The sequence below is a fragment of the Streptococcus sp. DTU_2020_1000888_1_SI_GRL_NUU_041A genome, assembly GCF_032387735.1.
Taxonomy (GTDB): Bacteria; Bacillota; Bacilli; order Lactobacillales; family Streptococcaceae; genus Streptococcus; species Streptococcus sanguinis.
This window is the reverse complement of sequence record NZ_CP135591.1, coordinates 108,246-124,495: the sequence shown is the minus strand read 5'-3', so window position 1 is coordinate 124,495 and position 16,250 is coordinate 108,246. Positions and strand designations below refer to the sequence as shown.

The 16,250-nt window shown below is 40.2% G+C and carries 20 protein-coding genes; 6 read left to right on the top strand and 14 right to left on the bottom strand.

The window, feature by feature from the left end:
* Positions 1-12: 12 nt before the first annotated feature.
* From ruvX to RSK81_RS00655, 7 genes are all read right to left on the bottom strand, one after another.
* Entirely contained in the window at positions 13-432 is a 420-nt protein-coding gene (gene ruvX / locus RSK81_RS00685) for a Holliday junction resolvase RuvX (protein ID WP_011837635.1), read from the bottom strand.
* Positions 432-698, bottom strand: a complete 267-nt coding sequence (locus RSK81_RS00680; protein ID WP_002894075.1) for an IreB family regulatory phosphoprotein — start codon at positions 696-698, stop codon at positions 432-434. Before RSK81_RS00680 ends, ruvX begins: the two co-directional genes overlap by 1 nt.
* 177 nt (positions 699-875) lie before the next feature.
* Positions 876-1,418 (bottom strand): hypothetical protein, encoded by a 543-nt coding sequence (locus RSK81_RS00675; RefSeq protein WP_315687047.1) that lies wholly within the window; start codon positions 1,416-1,418, stop codon positions 876-878.
* Between the two features lie 105 nt (positions 1,419-1,523).
* Entirely contained in the window at positions 1,524-2,096 is a 573-nt protein-coding gene (locus RSK81_RS00670) for an SP0191 family lipoprotein (RefSeq protein ID WP_315687046.1), read from the bottom strand.
* 135 nt (positions 2,097-2,231) lie between these two features.
* Positions 2,232-2,630 (bottom strand): transcriptional regulator Spx, encoded by a 399-nt coding sequence (gene spx / locus RSK81_RS00665; protein ID WP_002894078.1) that lies wholly within the window; start codon positions 2,628-2,630, stop codon positions 2,232-2,234.
* 85 nt (positions 2,631-2,715) lie between these two features.
* Complete coding sequence (gene recA / locus RSK81_RS00660; RefSeq protein ID WP_125337582.1) at positions 2,716-3,864, bottom strand: recombinase RecA; 1,149 nt, start codon at positions 3,862-3,864, stop codon at positions 2,716-2,718.
* A gap of 57 nt (positions 3,865-3,921) precedes the next feature.
* Positions 3,922-5,178: a competence/damage-inducible protein A gene (locus tag RSK81_RS00655; protein ID WP_185757533.1), complete on the bottom strand. Its 1,257-nt coding sequence runs from the start codon at positions 5,176-5,178 to the stop codon at positions 3,922-3,924.
* 270 nt (positions 5,179-5,448) lie between these two features.
* On the opposite strand from RSK81_RS00655, the gene RSK81_RS00650 reads away from it, so the two are divergent.
* Positions 5,449-5,859, top strand: coding sequence for a helix-turn-helix domain-containing protein (locus RSK81_RS00650; RefSeq protein ID WP_125409572.1), 411 nt, complete (start codon positions 5,449-5,451; stop codon positions 5,857-5,859).
* A 212-nt stretch (positions 5,860-6,071) separates the two neighbouring features.
* On the opposite strand, the gene RSK81_RS00645 is transcribed toward RSK81_RS00650, so the two are convergent.
* From RSK81_RS00645 to RSK81_RS00630, 4 genes are all read right to left on the bottom strand, one after another.
* A complete protein-coding gene (locus RSK81_RS00645; protein WP_002922685.1) occupies positions 6,072-6,563 on the bottom strand; it encodes a hypothetical protein in 492 nt (163 codons plus the stop codon).
* Positions 6,560-7,183: an ATP-binding cassette domain-containing protein gene (locus RSK81_RS00640; protein ID WP_002922687.1), complete on the bottom strand. Its 624-nt coding sequence runs from the start codon at positions 7,181-7,183 to the stop codon at positions 6,560-6,562. The genes RSK81_RS00645 and RSK81_RS00640 overlap by 4 nt, the downstream gene beginning before the upstream one ends.
* On the bottom strand, positions 7,183-9,165 hold the full coding sequence (locus RSK81_RS00635; protein ID WP_061602988.1) for a hypothetical protein: 1,983 nt from the start codon (positions 9,163-9,165) through the stop codon (positions 7,183-7,185). The genes RSK81_RS00640 and RSK81_RS00635 overlap by 1 nt, the downstream gene beginning before the upstream one ends.
* Before the next feature lie 67 nt (positions 9,166-9,232).
* A complete protein-coding gene (locus RSK81_RS00630) occupies positions 9,233-9,571 on the bottom strand; it encodes a hypothetical protein (protein WP_002894090.1) in 339 nt (112 codons plus the stop codon).
* Between the two features lie 387 nt (positions 9,572-9,958).
* Between RSK81_RS00630 and RSK81_RS00625 the strand changes: the two genes are divergently transcribed.
* Positions 9,959-10,807, top strand: a complete 849-nt coding sequence (locus tag RSK81_RS00625) for a helix-turn-helix domain-containing protein (RefSeq protein ID WP_315687043.1) — start codon at positions 9,959-9,961, stop codon at positions 10,805-10,807.
* A 9-nt stretch (positions 10,808-10,816) separates the two neighbouring features.
* Here RSK81_RS00625 and RSK81_RS00620 read toward each other — a convergent pair whose 3' ends face one another.
* Positions 10,817-11,389 carry a DNA-3-methyladenine glycosylase I gene (locus RSK81_RS00620; protein ID WP_315687041.1) on the bottom strand — a complete coding sequence of 191 codons (573 nt, stop codon included), beginning with the start codon at positions 11,387-11,389 and terminating at the stop codon, positions 10,817-10,819.
* 9 nt (positions 11,390-11,398) lie between these two features.
* Positions 11,399-11,989: a Holliday junction branch migration protein RuvA gene (gene ruvA, locus RSK81_RS00615; protein ID WP_268690474.1), complete on the bottom strand. Its 591-nt coding sequence runs from the start codon at positions 11,987-11,989 to the stop codon at positions 11,399-11,401.
* 168 nt (positions 11,990-12,157) lie between these two features.
* On the opposite strand from ruvA, the gene RSK81_RS00610 reads away from it, so the two are divergent.
* Both RSK81_RS00610 and RSK81_RS00605 read left to right on the top strand, forming a co-directional pair.
* Complete coding sequence (locus tag RSK81_RS00610) at positions 12,158-12,664, top strand: helix-turn-helix transcriptional regulator (RefSeq protein ID WP_315687039.1); 507 nt, start codon at positions 12,158-12,160, stop codon at positions 12,662-12,664.
* Entirely contained in the window at positions 12,648-13,169 is a 522-nt protein-coding gene (locus tag RSK81_RS00605) for an RDD family protein (RefSeq protein WP_185774629.1), read from the top strand. Before RSK81_RS00610 ends, RSK81_RS00605 begins: the two co-directional genes overlap by 17 nt.
* Before the next feature lie 35 nt (positions 13,170-13,204).
* On the opposite strand, the gene mutL is transcribed toward RSK81_RS00605, so the two are convergent.
* The gene (gene mutL / locus RSK81_RS00600; protein ID WP_315687036.1) at positions 13,205-15,148 is read right to left on the bottom strand and encodes a DNA mismatch repair endonuclease MutL; all 1,944 of its coding nucleotides are present in this window, start codon (positions 15,146-15,148) and stop codon (positions 13,205-13,207) included.
* Between the two features lie 184 nt (positions 15,149-15,332).
* On the opposite strand from mutL, the gene RSK81_RS00595 reads away from it, so the two are divergent.
* Positions 15,333-15,773, top strand: coding sequence for a LytTR family DNA-binding domain-containing protein (locus tag RSK81_RS00595; protein WP_002911426.1), 441 nt, complete (start codon positions 15,333-15,335; stop codon positions 15,771-15,773).
* Entirely contained in the window at positions 15,770-16,240 is a 471-nt protein-coding gene (locus RSK81_RS00590; protein WP_002911424.1) for a DUF3021 family protein, read from the top strand. Before RSK81_RS00595 ends, RSK81_RS00590 begins: the two co-directional genes overlap by 4 nt.
* Positions 16,241-16,250: the final 10 nt, after the last annotated feature.

Sequence of the window (16,250 nt, the reverse complement as noted above, 5' to 3'; positions counted from 1 at the left end):
TTCATTTCTTTTCTAAAAATTTCGATCCAGATAATTCTGCAAAATCAGCTGCGCGGCTAGCTTATCAATAACTTTCTTGCGCTTGCTGCGGCTAATATCCGCCTGCTCCACCAGCATGCGCTCAGCAGCCACCGTCGTCAAACGCTCATCCTGATAGTCAACCGGCAGGCCAAATAGCTCAGCAATCCGCTGACCATAAGCCTGACTGGCCTCCACCCGAGGTCCACTGGTATTGTTCATGTTCTTAGGCAGGCCAATAACGAACTTATCAACCTTATACTCTTTCACCAGCTCACCCAAGCGCTCTAGGCCGAATTCGCCCTTTTCTTCATGAATCGGAATAATCTCCAGTCCTTGAGCTGTAAAACCAAGAGGATCACTAATAGCAACCCCAACCGTTTTTGAGCCCACATCTAATCCCATAATTCTCATTAGAGATCGACGCCTTGTCCTTTCAAATAATAACGAACTAACTCCTCAACAATCTCATCGCGCTCGTATTTGCGGATTTGATTGCGGGCATTGTTATAGCGAGGTACGTACGCAGGATCACCACTGAGTACGTATCCCACGATTTGATTGATTGGATTGTATCCTTTTTCATTGAGCGACTTGTAGACATCGGTCAAAGTCTCGCTAATTTCCTTTTTATTTGAATCATCGAGATTAAAACGTACTGTTTCATCTGTAAATCCCACAATTACACCCTCTTTCTTTAGAATATCCCTATTATAGCATAATTATAGGCTTTTCACAAATTTAATTCACCCGAATTCTCCTAATTTTTCAATAAGCTTTAGCTAATATTTATCCGAAGTCTGACTCTGAAATCCAGCAAAAATCCAGCTCTCTTCAGAGAACTGGATGGAAACTTCCTAATTTGAAGACGGCACTTCCACACCGTCGCTTCCCTTAAACTTGTTAAGCAATTCTTCCGGACTCAGGGTCTCGATTTGCTCAAACAGCTGCGCGTAGTTTGGAAGCTTTTTGGCTGCTTCGTAGTCTAGATTCTCAGGATCGATAGTCATCTCCAGAGAAATCTCTTCCGCTGTCATATCTGTTTTCAAGTCAAGACCGGTTATATTCACTGCTTCTTTCAGACCAAGCGCTTCCTCGATCAAAGACAGCATTTCTTTCTTTACGGTGGAAACATCCTGTTTTGACAGAGCTTCCTTGATGTTGTCAGGAATAGCCTTGCTGACATGCAGGATAACCTTCTCATACTTCTGTCCGCTGTAGCTGACGGTTAAGATTCTGGTTTCTTTTCCATGTTCTAATTGCTTCTCAGTTTTATAGGACTTAGTGACAATATCTCCTTTTCCAGCCCCTCCCTGTGAGGATGAACTGTTATTTGACTGCTGACTGCAAGCTGTTAAAATTGCCAAAGCTGCCAGCAAAAAGACAATTAATTTTCTCATGTCTTATCTCCTTCAATATTGAGCTGATTTTATCATATCATTATAAAATCAGCGCTGTCAAACTGATTGTCACTCTGTCATTAAAATGTAATAAAAAAGAGCAGCTTATTTCTGCTCTTCTGCTCCATTCATCAGGAGATTGTTGATATATTCTTCTGGCGTCAGCTTAATCATTTCTGTGAGCTTGAGATTTTGAAAATAAGGCATAGCCGCTGCTTTTTCGATATCTAGGCTCTCAAAATCATAGCTAGAAGTCATTTTCAGCTCGTTCTCATTCAAAATTGTCACTGAACCGCTGAAGCCTTGAAGTCCACGAGCTTGCACATAGTCTGCATCCTGCTCCAGTGACTCATTGAGCGACTTCTGCGCTTCCTCCAGTCCCATCTGCTTGATAGCTTCTTTCATCTCATTATCAGTCGCGGTCAGCCTTTCAATAACCAAGCGTTTAAAATGCTCTCCCTGATAAGTCACTGTCTGACTCTGCTGGTTTCCTCGTTCATCCTTTGGAAAAACAAGCGTCCGAGTAATCACTTCCTGCTGCTTAGCATTATCAATGATAGGCAGATTATTGCTGATTTCTTTCTTGTCAGCCGCATTCGAATTTGTCTCTGTCTTTTTATGTCCACAGCCTGCTAACAGAGCCACACTCAATCCCAGTCCTAATAAAATTTTCTTCATCTTCCATCCTCCTCAGAGATATTGTATCACAGTTCTGCTCCTTGTCAATCCATCCAGTCGCCAAAGCCCTCTATCAACCCGAACAAAAAGAAGAGCCGAGATTCTCTTCCCGACTCTTTCAGTTATATTCAAAGATTAGAGAGCTGCCCGCAGACGAGCTTCTGCATTTTCAACATTACGAACAGAACGTGGCAGAAAAGCACGGATATCATCTTCTTTGTAACCAACTTGGAGACGTTTATCATCCACTAAGATAGGGCTTTTCAAAATACGCGGGGTCTCCATGATGATGTCAAGAACTTCGTTGACACTCAACTCTTCAATGTCAACACCCAAGCCTTTAGCATAGCGGTTTTTTGATGAAACAATGCTCGCGATACCATTTTCTGTTTTAGTCAAAATATCCAGAAGTTCCTCTTTGGTGATGCCTTCTTTGCCTAAATTTTGTTCTTTATAAGTTAATTGATGAGCGTTTAGCCAGGTTTTTGCTTTTTTACAACTAGTACAACTTGAGACAGTATAGATTGTGATCATGTAAGTACTCCTTTCGCTACACGATACTAATATCGTAGTCTATTATATCACAAAAACCATCGGTCTTGCGACCTATTTTGCAAAATTACTCTTCAATTTCGATGGCATCGTCCAAATCCAAGGTCACTTCTTCCATCGTTTCCACAGGGCTTTCAGCCTTGTTGCCAACCACTTCTGCCAAGTCATCACCTTCAATCAAACCATAGCGTACACGAACCTGGCGGTCAATTTCGTCAAAGACTTCTGGATGATCAGCCAAGTACTTCTTAGCATTTTCAGATCCTTGACCGATTTTTTCATCATTGTAGGAGTACCAAGCACCCGCTTTTTTGATGATATCTAAATCAGTCGCAATCTTAATCAACTCACCTGTCTTAGAAATGCCTTCTCCGTACATGATTTCTACAAAGGCTTCCTTGAATGGCGGAGCAACCTTATTTTTAACAACCTTGATCTTGGTTTCTTTACCAACATTGGTATCCTTCTCATCACCAGTTCCCTTGATTTGAGTATTGCCACGGACATCCAAACGGACAGAAGCATAGAACTTCAATGCACGGCCACCTGGTGTTGTTTCAGGATTACCAAACATAACGCCAACTTTTTCACGCAGCTGGTTAATGAAAATCGCAATCGTCTTCGTTTTGTTGATAGAAGCAGACAGCTTGCGCATAGCCTGGCTCATCATCCGAGCCTGCAAGCCGACATGGCTGTCACCAATATCGCCATCGATTTCCGCACGTGGTACTAGGGCTGCAACGGAGTCCACAACCACCAAGTCCACCGCACCTGAGTCAATCAGCTTACCAGCAATTTCCAGTCCCTGTTCACCAGAGTCTGGTTGAGACAGCAGCAACTCATCAATATTAACACCAAGAGCAGCCGCGTATGACGGATCCAAAGCATGCTCAGCATCGATAAAGGCTGCGATACCACCTTCTTTTTGTGCTTGAGCAACTGCGTGAAGAGCAACGGTTGTCTTACCAGAAGACTCCGGACCATAGATTTCAATAATCCGTCCCTTAGGATAACCACCAGCACCAAGAGCAATATCCAAGGCTAAAGAGCCTGAACTCATGACTTGAACCTTTTGCTCTGCCCGCTCGCCCAGGCGCATAATGGCTCCCTTACCAAAGTCCTTTTCAATGTTTTTCAGGGCATTGTCCAAGGCTTTTTGGCGCTCATCACCGAATTTCTTTGAGATTTCGTCTAATTTTTTTTGTTTCTTTGCCATTTATTTCTCCTGTTTTTCTAAAATGTCTTTTGGCCATCTTCGTCATTATACCAAAAATCAGCTATTTAATAAAGTTTTTCGTACTAGGTTGAAGGCGTGCAGAACAGCAATTTTCCGCACATCACGCCGACTTCGTCCAGCAATATTGACCTTAATAGTTTCCGTTCCAGCAGCACTAGCTAAGCCGATAAAAACAGTCCCTGCTGGATGGTCTTCCAGTGAATCTGGGCCAGCCACACCTGTCAGACTGACAGCCAAGTCGCTTTCGGTTAGCTTTCTAGCCTGCTCTGCCATTTTCCCAGCCGTAAAAGCTGAAACAACTCCATGCTTCTCCAAGTCTCCCAGTGGAATATCCAGCATCCGGCTCTTTTCCTCCATGCTGTAGGTGACAAAGCCACCTGAAAAAATGGAAGAGGCTCCAGCAAAATCTGCCAAGGTCGCCTGAAAGAGGCCAGCTGTCAGACTCTCTGCTGCCGAAATCGTCTTTCCTTGACTCTTGAGCAAATCAAAAGCCACCTGTGCCAAGGAATTGTCATCCCCATAACCATAGAAAATCTCTGACAGTGATTGCCCCTCAAAAGTCTTATGGGACAAAATTTCCTTTTCCACAGCCTCAAACTTGGTGTCGGCTTCTGCCTGACTCAGAGCCTTGGTAGACAGTCGTAGGGTAACTTCTCCTGTCTTTGCATAAGGAGCAATGGTGGGGTCACTCTGCTGCTCAATCATCTCTGACAAAATAGTCACTAGCTGACTCTCGCCGATACCAAAGAAACGCAACACCCGTGAATACAATTTCTGGCCTGTGGATAAGAGGGGAACCAGCTCGTTATTGACCATGGGTTTGAGCTCACTAGGCGGGCCAGGCAGGACTACATAGGTCACTCCGTCTGCTTCTAACAAGCCTCCAACTGCTAAACCAGTCGCATTTGGTAACGGAGTCGAGCCTTCAACCAGCTGGGCCTGACGCTCATTATTGGGCGTTCGAGCATAATCTGGTCGACTAGCAAAAAAGCGATCCAGCTTTTCCACAGCCTGTGAGTCAAAATTGAGCTCACGCCCTAAGAACTTAGCCAAGGTCTGCTTGGTCAAATCATCCTCTGTTGGACCCAAGCCTCCTGTCAGGATAATCAGATTACTGCGCCTTTGGGCAATTTCCAAAACAGAGAGGAGACGATTTTCATTGTCCCCTACTGCTGTCTGAAAATAGACATCAATCCCCAGACTCGCAAGTTTTTCAGATAAAAATTGGGCATTGGTATTGACAATCTGACCCGTCAGAATCTCAGTGCCCACAGCAATAATTTCTGCTTTCATAGAACCTCCTACCTTACTATTCGGAATTGGCTTTATTTTATCACAAAAAATCTTAAAAAAGTTGATTTTCATTTCAGGAAATAAAAAGAGCTGTCAAGTTCCTTGACAAACTTGTCAATATGCTGTGGAAAACTTTTAAAAAGGATTGGTGTTATGCAGAATAACTAGATTGTTAGGGAAATGCTATTGGCAAATGGTTTCATTATTTTTATAATAAAGATGAAAAAAGAAAATCATCTAAATAATTTTATTTGAAGAAAGGAGATCATCATGAAAATTTCACAAGTTCTCAAAGATATTCGTCAACAAAATCAACTCACTCAGGAGGCTTTGGCGGAAAGACTCAAGGTTTCCCGCTCTGCTATTGCCCGTTGGGAAAGCGAAAAAGGTATCCCTGATATTGGAAATCTCATCGCTATCAGTCGGGAGTTCGATATCAGTCTGGACACAATCATCAAGGAGGATGAGCGCTTGGAGAAAAAGGTCATAGAAGACAGTAAAGCTAAGAAATGGCATTATCTAGTCATTCTCTACCTTTTTTCCATCTTGGTTTATATTGGTGTCTTTGCTTACTTGCACCATATCTTTATGGCTGGCTTCCTCATCTCTACTCTCTTCATGCTCTTTTACGAGCTGCGCATCTTTATCAAGGAAAAGATTTGGAGGCAGAAGGATAACTAAACGAAATTCCTTGGATGTTAGAAAACCAAGGAATTTTTTCTATGAAACAAGGAATATAGTCGCACTATTATGAAAGAGAACAGACAAGCAAAGAAAAAGAGGAAAGTAAAACTGCAGCTACCTTTGACAAATGAGCTGAATCAAGATTAGATTTTGTATTTCAAAAATTTATTGGAACTTTTGTCTTTATGCGTTTGTCGTGTCATCATAAATTATTTTTTAAACGCTTCGTATAGTTTTTTATAGAACTCTTTCTTTTCTTTTTTTTGATTATTAAACTCTTTTTTGCCGTAATCAAAATTCGCTACTGAAAATCCCTTGCCATCATCAGAAAAAGTGAAGAATTCTATCCCAATCAATTTATTATTTTTAGCATCTACTACAGTAGTTCCTAAATTATTGTTAAATTGTTTAACTTCTTCTTCACTAACCCCAAACCCCATAGCAGTGCCATCTGCAATAATATTTGAAAACACTTCTTCTGAAGATGCTACTTCTTTGACAGATATTAGATAGACAGCATCTTCTGTTTCTACTTGCCTTACCTTATCCCATCTTTCGGTATCATTCGAAGAGATTGTATAGACTGTTAAATCCACCGAAGGTTTATTGGGATTTTCTTTTTTAATCACTTGTTTGCCAATTAAGACGATTGCGAGTACTCCAATGACTAGTAGCAAACTAATATAAATTTTCTTTTTCATGCCTGACTTCCTATATCTTTTATGTCAACGATAACATCAACTTTACTATATACAGCTGGATCATGTGTTGCTATAATAACATAATTATTCTTGGCTGCTTCACTCAATAATAAGTTGATGATTTCATTCCCAATCTCACTATCCAAGGCTCCTGTAGGTTCATCCGCTAAAATAATTTTACGCGGTTTCATTAACATTCTTGCAATAGCTACACGCTGAGCCTGTCCCCCAGACAATTCATATATTTTATGTTTTAAATAGTCCGTAGAAAGGCCTACTTTTTCAAGTATCTCAGATATAATCTTTTTGTCTTTATTGAGGAGTTTTAAATTATCATATACTGTTTTGTTTTCTATCAAAGAATAATTTTGGAATACATACCCAATAGTATTTTTAAAATAGGTTCTTTCTTTGGTTTTCCAAATATCCTGTTTATCAACTAACACTTTTCCACTGTCAATTTTTTCTAGCCTTCCTATAATGTTTAGCAAGGTACTTTTACCTGAACCCGAACCGCCAATCAAGGCGTAGCTTTTCCCAGCTTCAAAGGTTAAATTTAAATCTGTAAATATTTCTTTTGAGCCATATTTTTTTGTAACATTCACAATTTCAATTGTCATTAGTCATCCCCTTTTAGAATTTGAGTGTATCTATCAGATAATTTTCTGAAACTTATTATCATTGACATCATTAAAACCGTTAAAGAAGCAAGACCAATATACAATAACTCTATTTGTCCAGTCATGATAAATGTCAATAAGATAACCATTATAATCGTTATCATAAAATATTTTAGACTTGAAATGGCTATACCTGTTTTCGATAGGCCTAAAATGATTTTTTTGACATAGTCATTCTGTTTTAAGGCAACAAACATTTGAGCATATTGATAAATGAGTAGAAATACAATTCCACAAATAATTATTTGCAGTATTTTTGAAAGGAGAATTTGGTGCTCTAAAGATTGAATATTAAGTTTCACAGTTTGGTAAACCTCGACTGGATTGATTGAAAAATTCAAACTAGCACTCAAATCGTTGATGTCCTTAATTGCTTCTGGACTAAAAAGTGAGTTATATATGATATTGCTTGCCAAAATAAAATCGTTAGTTTCTACCATTTTATCAGTATCTAATACAACCACTATATTACTCTTACTATTTGTCACACTTTCCAAAGGTAGATTATCTTTATTTTCAGGGACACTACTGCCATTTTCATTGAAATAGAAAAATTCTTGCCCATCAGGAATGACTTGCACCGTAAGATCATCTTTTGTATAGTTTGTACCAGTAAATTGTTCTGCTACAACCGTATTCTCGATTGATGCCTTATTCTCTTTAAATTTATTAGGAATATAGATGGTTGCTATTTTATTATCTAAAATACGATAGTTTGTTCCATTAACTTTATTTTGTACCTTAGCACCTGTTTGATTGATATAAACCAGCTCTTTATTAACCTCTGGATTCGTTATCCCATCACTTTTTAATTGCTTAGAAAAATCTTCTGTAACATGAGAAGTTTTCATAAAATCTGGAACATAGGCTGAAGATGATTTGATATATATAAAATCCAGTTTTTTTAAGGCTTTAGCAATCTCTATATACTTAGCTCCTGAGTCATTTGCTTCTTCTCCATTAGTAACAGATTCATTTTCAATACCCAAAAACTCTAGTCTTTTCCAATCTTTTACTGCACTCCATGGTTCTAAATGCTTTATCTGTATATTTATCTTTGATTGACTAGCCTTTGTTTCCCGTAAAAAGACTCCTGAAACAACTATTATGCTAGAAATAACCGCAAGCCATACGATAAAAATGAGGCTGTTTTTGGCCTTATTTTTTATAATTTCAATAGGCTTTTCAACCTGAATCGTCAGCCAAAATAAAACAAAGGTGATGAGATCAATGATTTGAAAAATTATAAAATTGGTTAGAAGTAAAGAGAAGAATAACTTGGAACTATAGGTGAAGAGACCACTCCCCAGAAAAGAGCCATAGAAAACCATCAATAAAGCAACTAAAATCAGCTCAAAAGTAACAGAAATTAAATAATCCTTTTTTAGGTTATACACAGGCAATCCTAAAGAACGTCTTATCATCCCTTCTTTAATCTTTCTCGCTCTAACAACAAATAAAACAACTAATAAGGTTAAGTAAATTGAAATCATTAACAAAAATCTTAAAGAGCCAGTAAATTGTATCATTCCTCCCATATACCAAGGGTAAGCCATATATACTACTTGCAGACCTGTAGACGTAAGTTTTTTTAAACCATTTGAATCTATTTCCCCTAGAGTATAGTACATCCCTGTTATCGGTATAGACTTTAATTGTTCATGGCTGGCATCATCAAGATTTATATAAGTCAACTGCCCTGAATTCTGAACCACCGGCTTGTATATTTTAACTTTTTTTTCTTCTGATAGGCCACTAATCATTTGATACACTTCTTCATTAGAAAGATTGCTTTTCCCTTGAATGGAGAAGGCACCATCAATTGGTAAAGGTATTGGTTTTTGAGTATCACTAATACTAACCAGACCAATGGCAGCAATTAAGCAAAAAAAGAGTCCTATAACACCTAATTTTAATTTCATAAGCTCCTACCTATATTATAAAAGACCCTATAATATTATTGGGTCTTCCAACTTTCATAAACTATTGTTAAAATTTAAAGTAGTTCCAATGTGCATTTAATCGAACATCATTCCAACTTTTTGTTGAACTTGACATTGCCCATCCATATTTTTGAGAATCAGATGACTTAACAGTTCCCCAAAGATTAGTTATCGAAGATTTTGAACCAATATTATTCGGAGATTTAACATAGTAATTAGAATAACCATAGTTATCATTCACACCATAATTCCATTCATCAATAATCGGATATGGGGCTGGATATGCTACTTCTGCACTAACGATACTAGTCATAGTAGTTAGCCCAAAACCTAAAGAAACTGTAGCTAATAAAGCTAATGTTTTATTTTTAATTCTTATTTTCATAACTACACTCCTATATTGAATATTTTATAGTTTTTAGAGAATATTTTACCTTTCCAATTTATAGCTTAGCTAGTCACAATCAACGACCCCTTGGTCTCACCTCCTTTAATTTTATAGATTCTAATTTTTAAATATATATATATTTAATCTTTGCCTACTTTTTTGAATTATTTAGTCCATTGGACTCGCCCCTTTCCTATTCTATTCACTTTACCCCCATGGCCACCACCATGGAGATACACCTGTAGTAACTATTGACGTTACCGCCAGTAAAATTAAATTGTACACAATTTTTTTCACATTGCCCTCCCTTTTATTTCATGATATACTATTTTAAAATATTTTTTCAAAATGTAGCTTTTAGTAACATTTTAAAAAGGAGTTCTTATGCGTTGGGATTATGGAAAAATCTATAAAGAAATTAGGAAATCAAAAGGGTTGACTCAAGAAGAAATTTGTGGAGATTTTTTAGCTCGCTCAACTTTGGCACGAATTGAAAGCGGGCAAGTTGTGCCAAAGTTCGATACCATGATTTTTTTACTTCGCCAGATAGATATGACACTAGAAGAATTTAAATACATTTGTGATTATTATCAACCTAGTCAACGGCAGAAAATTTTAAATTCTCTTTATAACCAAGGTGAGTCTATTGTAGGGACGAAAGGTTTGTTACAATTGAAGAGAGAATGCGAGGCATATCTATATAAACATTCCGATATTCCGATTAAACATGCTTTAGATAGCATCAATATTACTATTCATCTGAGACAAAATGGCATTTCTGAGACAAAAGAAATTAATGCTACTACCAATAAAATTTGGGCGTATTTAGAGAAACAGGATACTTGGTATGAAAGTGACTTTCGACTTCTTTCTACTATCCTTTATTTCTTCCCTTTAGAAAATATCAAACAATTTACCCAAAAGATTTTAAATAGCATAAAAAAATACCAATCATTTCGCTATGGGAATAATCTACATATCGGACTCTTAGTCAACCTTTCTACTATCTATCTTTATAATGGATTAAAGAGAGAATGCGCTGAAATTACTAAATACATTTACGATTTGTCAAAAAAAGAAAAACGTTATGATTCCCTCGGGCTTTCACAGATTCGACTTGGAATTTGCAAAAATGATAACGAATTAATAAAAAAAGGGATTGCTCTACTACAACTTGCCGATGAAAAAGAGCTAGTAAAATCTCTAAAAGAAGAAATTGAAAAATACCGTTGAGAATCTTTCTCAAACGGTATTTTTATGTGGATTAAAGTCACAATCCTTTTCATGGTCATTGATAAGGCCAGCTGCTTCTAGGAATGAATAGACACAAACAGGACCGACAAATTTGAAGCCTTGCTTTTTCAGTGCCTTGGATATGCTTTCTGATAGCTCTGTTTTTGTTGGGGCTTCCTTATAGTTCGTAATTTGATTGTCAATCGTTTTGAAATCTACAAAAGACCAGATATAGTCATTAAAAGATCCAAACTGCTTTTGAACAGTCAAAAAAGCTTGAGCATTAGCCCTGGTCGCATAGATTTTCATCTTATTACGGATGATATTAGGATTATTTAAAAGACTATCCAAGTCAGCATCTGTCATCTGAGCAATTTTCTGGGCATCATAGAAATGAAAAGCTTCCCGAAAAGCCTGGCGTTTATTGAGAATGGTCTCCCAAGAAAGTCCAGCCTGATAGGTCTCCATGCAGAGCAATTCAAATAACTTCTGATCATCATGGAGAGGCTTGCCCCACTCCTCATCATGATAGGCCACATACAAGGGGTTGTTCATTTTTACCCAACCGCAGCGTTTGGTCATAGCTTTCTCCTATTTCACCAACATCTTGAGGGCTGACTTGATATAGCTTTCAGCTGTGTCCGTCGTTCCTTCAAAGAATTTCTTGATTTTCTTAAGTTCAGCAGCCTTATAGCCCAGAGCCAGCATGGCTTCCATGGCTTCCTCCAGCTCCTGATTATCTCCATTCTGGACGGGCGCCTTGCTTTCTGTCGGACCATCCGTCGCCACTACCTTTCCCTCCAAGTCTAGCACCATCTGCTGAGCTGTCTTCTTACCAATTTTAGGAAACTTGGTCAGGTAGGTGATGTTTTTCTGCTCAATGGCTTGCACTAAGCCAGCATTATCATCCGCCGCAATAATTGCCAGAGCAGACACTGGGCCGATACCTGAGACTGAAATCAAGCTGAGAAAGAGTTGTTTCTCCTCCTCGGTCGCAAAACCGTAAAGGAGCTCCGCGTCTTCTCTCACCACCTGGTGAACATAGACCTTGGCTTCCTGATGAAGATGGCCTGAGTAAGCATAGGGGTTGGCCACATGAAGAATGTAGCCGATAGAGTTGACTTCCAATACAATGTACTTGGCTGTAATTTTGCTAATAATTCCTTTAAAATATTCGTACATAATCTTCCTTCTTGTTGTATCATTTTGCCTATCTAGTATATCATATTTTCTGTCTGGAAACTGCAAATAGAAGTGCAACCGGTGGTTGACAAAATGTACAGGAAGCTGTATTCTCAAGATAACTAAAAGTTGTTAGATAGAGTTAGCAAAGAAAAGGAGGCTATCACAATGAAACTCGCTGATAAATTATTTGAACTAAGAAAAGAAAAAGGCTGGTCACAAGAAAAACTGGCTGAACAAATCAATGTCTCTCGCCAGAGCATTTCTAAGTGGGAGTCTGGTCAAGCGCTGCCAGAACTCGAAAAAATTGTAGAGCTGAGCAAGATTTTCCAAGTGACGACGGATTATCTACTTTTAGAAGAAAGCGACAAGCCGGAAATAAAACCCGTCCTCTCAGAAGACGAAAAAGATCGCTACTACAAGGAAGTGAAATCTTATGGCTTCTGGCAGATTCTGTATATTTTTGTATCAACTCTGGCTATCTTTCTCTTTTTCGCAGGTTCTAGCTTTCCAGCAACATTCACTGCCCTAGTCTGGTTGGCCTTTTTCCTCTTAATCGCATCCGCAATGGCTATTAACAAGGCGCTAAAGATTAAGAAAAAGTATCTGAACAAGGTTATAGGCCTTGATGAGGATTCTAAGAAAGAAGGTGCTCAAGATGAAGCTGAAAACTGACAATCCCATACCTGTCAAAACTCGTCTGAAAGAGCTGATTGGAGACTGGCTCTTCATCTCAGGCTACCTCATTGCTCTTTTTTTACTAGCTATGGGTTTTTACAATCTGGTTCTAGGGGGCATTCCTGCATTCACTGAAGCTCAGAGCCAACTTCTGGCTTTTTCTACCTCAGTCCTGCCTCTATCTATCATCTTTGCTTGGTTAGACTATAGAAAAGGAAGTTTTGGCAAGCGTTGGGCAGGTTTACAGTTGATTTACAAACATAGGAGCCTTTCCCACAGCCTTTTGCGCTCTGCTATCAAGTTTTTCCCTTGGCAGCTGGGGCATCTAGGAGCTATCCGTAGTGCTTATCAAGCAGATGCCCTGTCAATTTTCTTGTCAACTTCAGCAGGGATTCTCTTCTTGATCTTTCTGCTGATGGGACTACTTCGCAAGGACAAACGCCATCCAGCTGATTTGCTTGCTGGAACGCAAGTTCAGCTCAAAAATTCAAAACAGCTCTAGTTCTATGACTAGGGCTGTTTGATCTTCTATACAGTTTAGTATTTCCCCAATTCCCGCAGGCTAGTATGATTTTCCTGAATGCGGCGAAACATTTTTTCCATATCCGACTTGGTAAAATTGACTAAGACCGGTCGGCCGTGTGGGCAGTTGTAAGGATTGTCACACTGGGACAGCTGAAAGAGCAAGTCACGCGCAGAGTAGTCATCCAGACTGTGATTGGCCTTGATGGAGCGTTTGCAGCTCATCATAATGGCTAGCTCTGCTCGATATTTCTTGATGGAAACTTCCTTGGTCAGGAGAAGCATATCACACATTTCATAGATGCCGGCCTCAATCTCCTCTTCCTTGAACCAAATGGGATGCTCACGGAGGATAAACTGATTGGCTCCGTACTCTTCTAAAAAGATGCCAGCATCTTCTAACAGCTCCATCCGCTGCTTGATTCGCAGCATATCGTCTGCTGGAAATTCAAAGATATAGGGCACCAAGAGCTGCTGCTGGCTATTGTCCACATCCCCTATCTTCTCCCGATAATACTCATACTTGACCCGCTCTTGGGCAGCATGCTGGTCAATAATGTAAAGACCACCCTTGCCCTGAGCAAAGAGATAAGTGCCATGCATCTGGCCGAAATATTCTAACTCTGGGAAGCTTGACTTCTCTTCCTGTTCCAACTTATCCACAGCCCGCTCCAGACTGGCCTGATCTAGCTCTGGATGATCTAGTTGGTCATAGCTGGCTAGCTTTCTCTCTGCAAATTTGACTGAAGTTGGTTGTGGCTCTGCTTTTTCATTTGTCGCTTCATGAATAGGCTCCGCTGATTCTTCGAAGGATAGCTGCTGCTCGGCCACCTGTGGCTTGAGGAAGAAGTCATTCTGCTCCTTATCGTAGTAGAGGCGATTTTCTTTCAGCGGGAGGCTGGTCTGTTCGGGCTTAGTCGCACGCTTAACAGTTGATTTGGCTAGATTTTCCAAAGCATCCGGGATAAGATCCTGCTCCTTGAGACTGGTTGCAATAGCTTGCGAAATCAAGGCCATGAGTTCCCGCTCTTTAGAAATTCGCACCTCTTGCTTGGTCGGATGGACATTGACATCGGCCAGATAGGGGTCAATCTGAATATTGATGACCGCGAGTGGAAAGCGACCTACCATAAGCTTGCTGCCGTAGCCGTCCAAAATAGCGCGATTGAGCAGGAAATTCTTAATGTAGCGGCCGTTGATGAGAATGGTAATATAATTCCGATTCGCACGAGTCAGCTCAGGCAAACTGACATAGCCACTCACTTCAAAATCCAAATCCGATGCAGAGATTTCCACCATTTTCTTAGCTGTTGCCAAACCATAGATTCCTGCAATAGCCTGACGCAGATTACCACTGCCGGCAGTCCGTGTCATTTCGCGGCCGTCACTGATAAGGGTGAAAGCCACTTCCGGATGGGCCAGACTAAGCCGATTAATCACATCAACGATATGGGACAGCTCAGCCTGCTGACTCTTCATATACTTGAGCCGGGCGGGAGTATTGAAGAAGAGATCTTCTATCTTGATTTTCGTTCCCACCGGACTGCTGGTAGGCTCATGCTCTTCAATTTCACCGCCTTGGGCAACTAGCAGGGTCCCGTGCTGGCCGGCTTCAGTCGCTGTCTCAATGGTAAAACGCGAGACAGAAGCAATGGAAGGAATGGCCTCGCCCCGAAAACCCAGTGTCCGAATCCGAAAGAGATCCGCCTGCTTCTTGATTTTACTGGTAGCATGGCGTCGAAGGGCCAGAGGAACATCTTCGTGGTCTATGCCTTCGCCATTATCCGTTACCTGAATGCTCTTGAGTCCGGCCTCCTCGATTTCGATGGTAATCTGGCTTGCACCCGCATCAATTGAATTTTCCACTAGCTCCTTGACCACGCTGCTAGGCCGCTCAATGACTTCACCGGCCGCAATCTGATTGGCTAGAATTTCTGGAAGTTCGATAATTTTTGACATCTTTTTCTCCGTATTTGTTCTGCTATCTATTATAACACATTGGGCTCTTTCTATCAGAAGGAAGCCTTTTCTCAACCACTATACTCTCAAGCCAAGCCATATAGACACAAATAGCTGCCACATAGACAAAAGGGCTTGTTTTCTCTGCCGTGTTGCGGTTTAATAAAGGTGAAAGGAGGAAGTTATGAAAGTTAAGCTAAGAATCGATTCTCAAGTTACCGAAGACTCCGTCAGCATTGAGGCTCGCCTCATGACAGAAAATATTCAGGAATTGGTCCACTTTGCGCAACATCTGGGTAAAGAGGACAAGATCCATGTCAAGAAAGAAGACGAAATCTATCTGCTGGACGCTAAGGAAATCCACCGAATCTATACAGAAAATCGCCAGGTCCGGGTCCGAACGGCAAAAGACAGCTATCGAGCTCAACAAGCTCTTTATCAATTGCTGCAGGTCCTACCGGAATATTTCCTGCAGATTTCTCAGTCGGAGATTATCAATAGCCGACAAATCAGCCACCTCAAGCTGACTCCAAATGGTCTGATTCAAATATTTCTGAAAAACGGCGACCAGACATACTCGTCCCGCCGTTATCTCAAATCCATTAAAGAAAGGTTGCAATTATGAAAACTCGTCTTAAAGAACTCTTTTTCGGAGGAATTGGAGGGATTTTCATCGGTCTCTTCTTCTCCATGATTGTTTCTTATTTTTACAATCCAGCTTATCTACCGCTTCACCCCCGCTCTCCTATCGGTCTCTTCTTTTTGAGCCAGCATGTCCATGTTTCCCTCATCATGCTCTACTGCCTCCTTATATGGTTTGTCATGGGAGCTATTTTCAGATGGAGTGGAAACTTCTTCCAAAGAGACTGGAGCATCCTGCGCTCCGTCGTTAGCCACTTTGGCGTGATGATTCTGACCTTTGCACTTTTGGCTAATCTAGCTGGATTTTTTCCAAGAGAAAAAATACTCAGCCTGACACTGACTGCCGTCGGGGAATTCACCCTCATCTATCTAATCATTTCAGGTGCCATCTACTACCGCACTTACCGCAACATTCAAAAAATCAATAGCGGTTTGTCTGGCAAATCGTGAGAAATAAAAA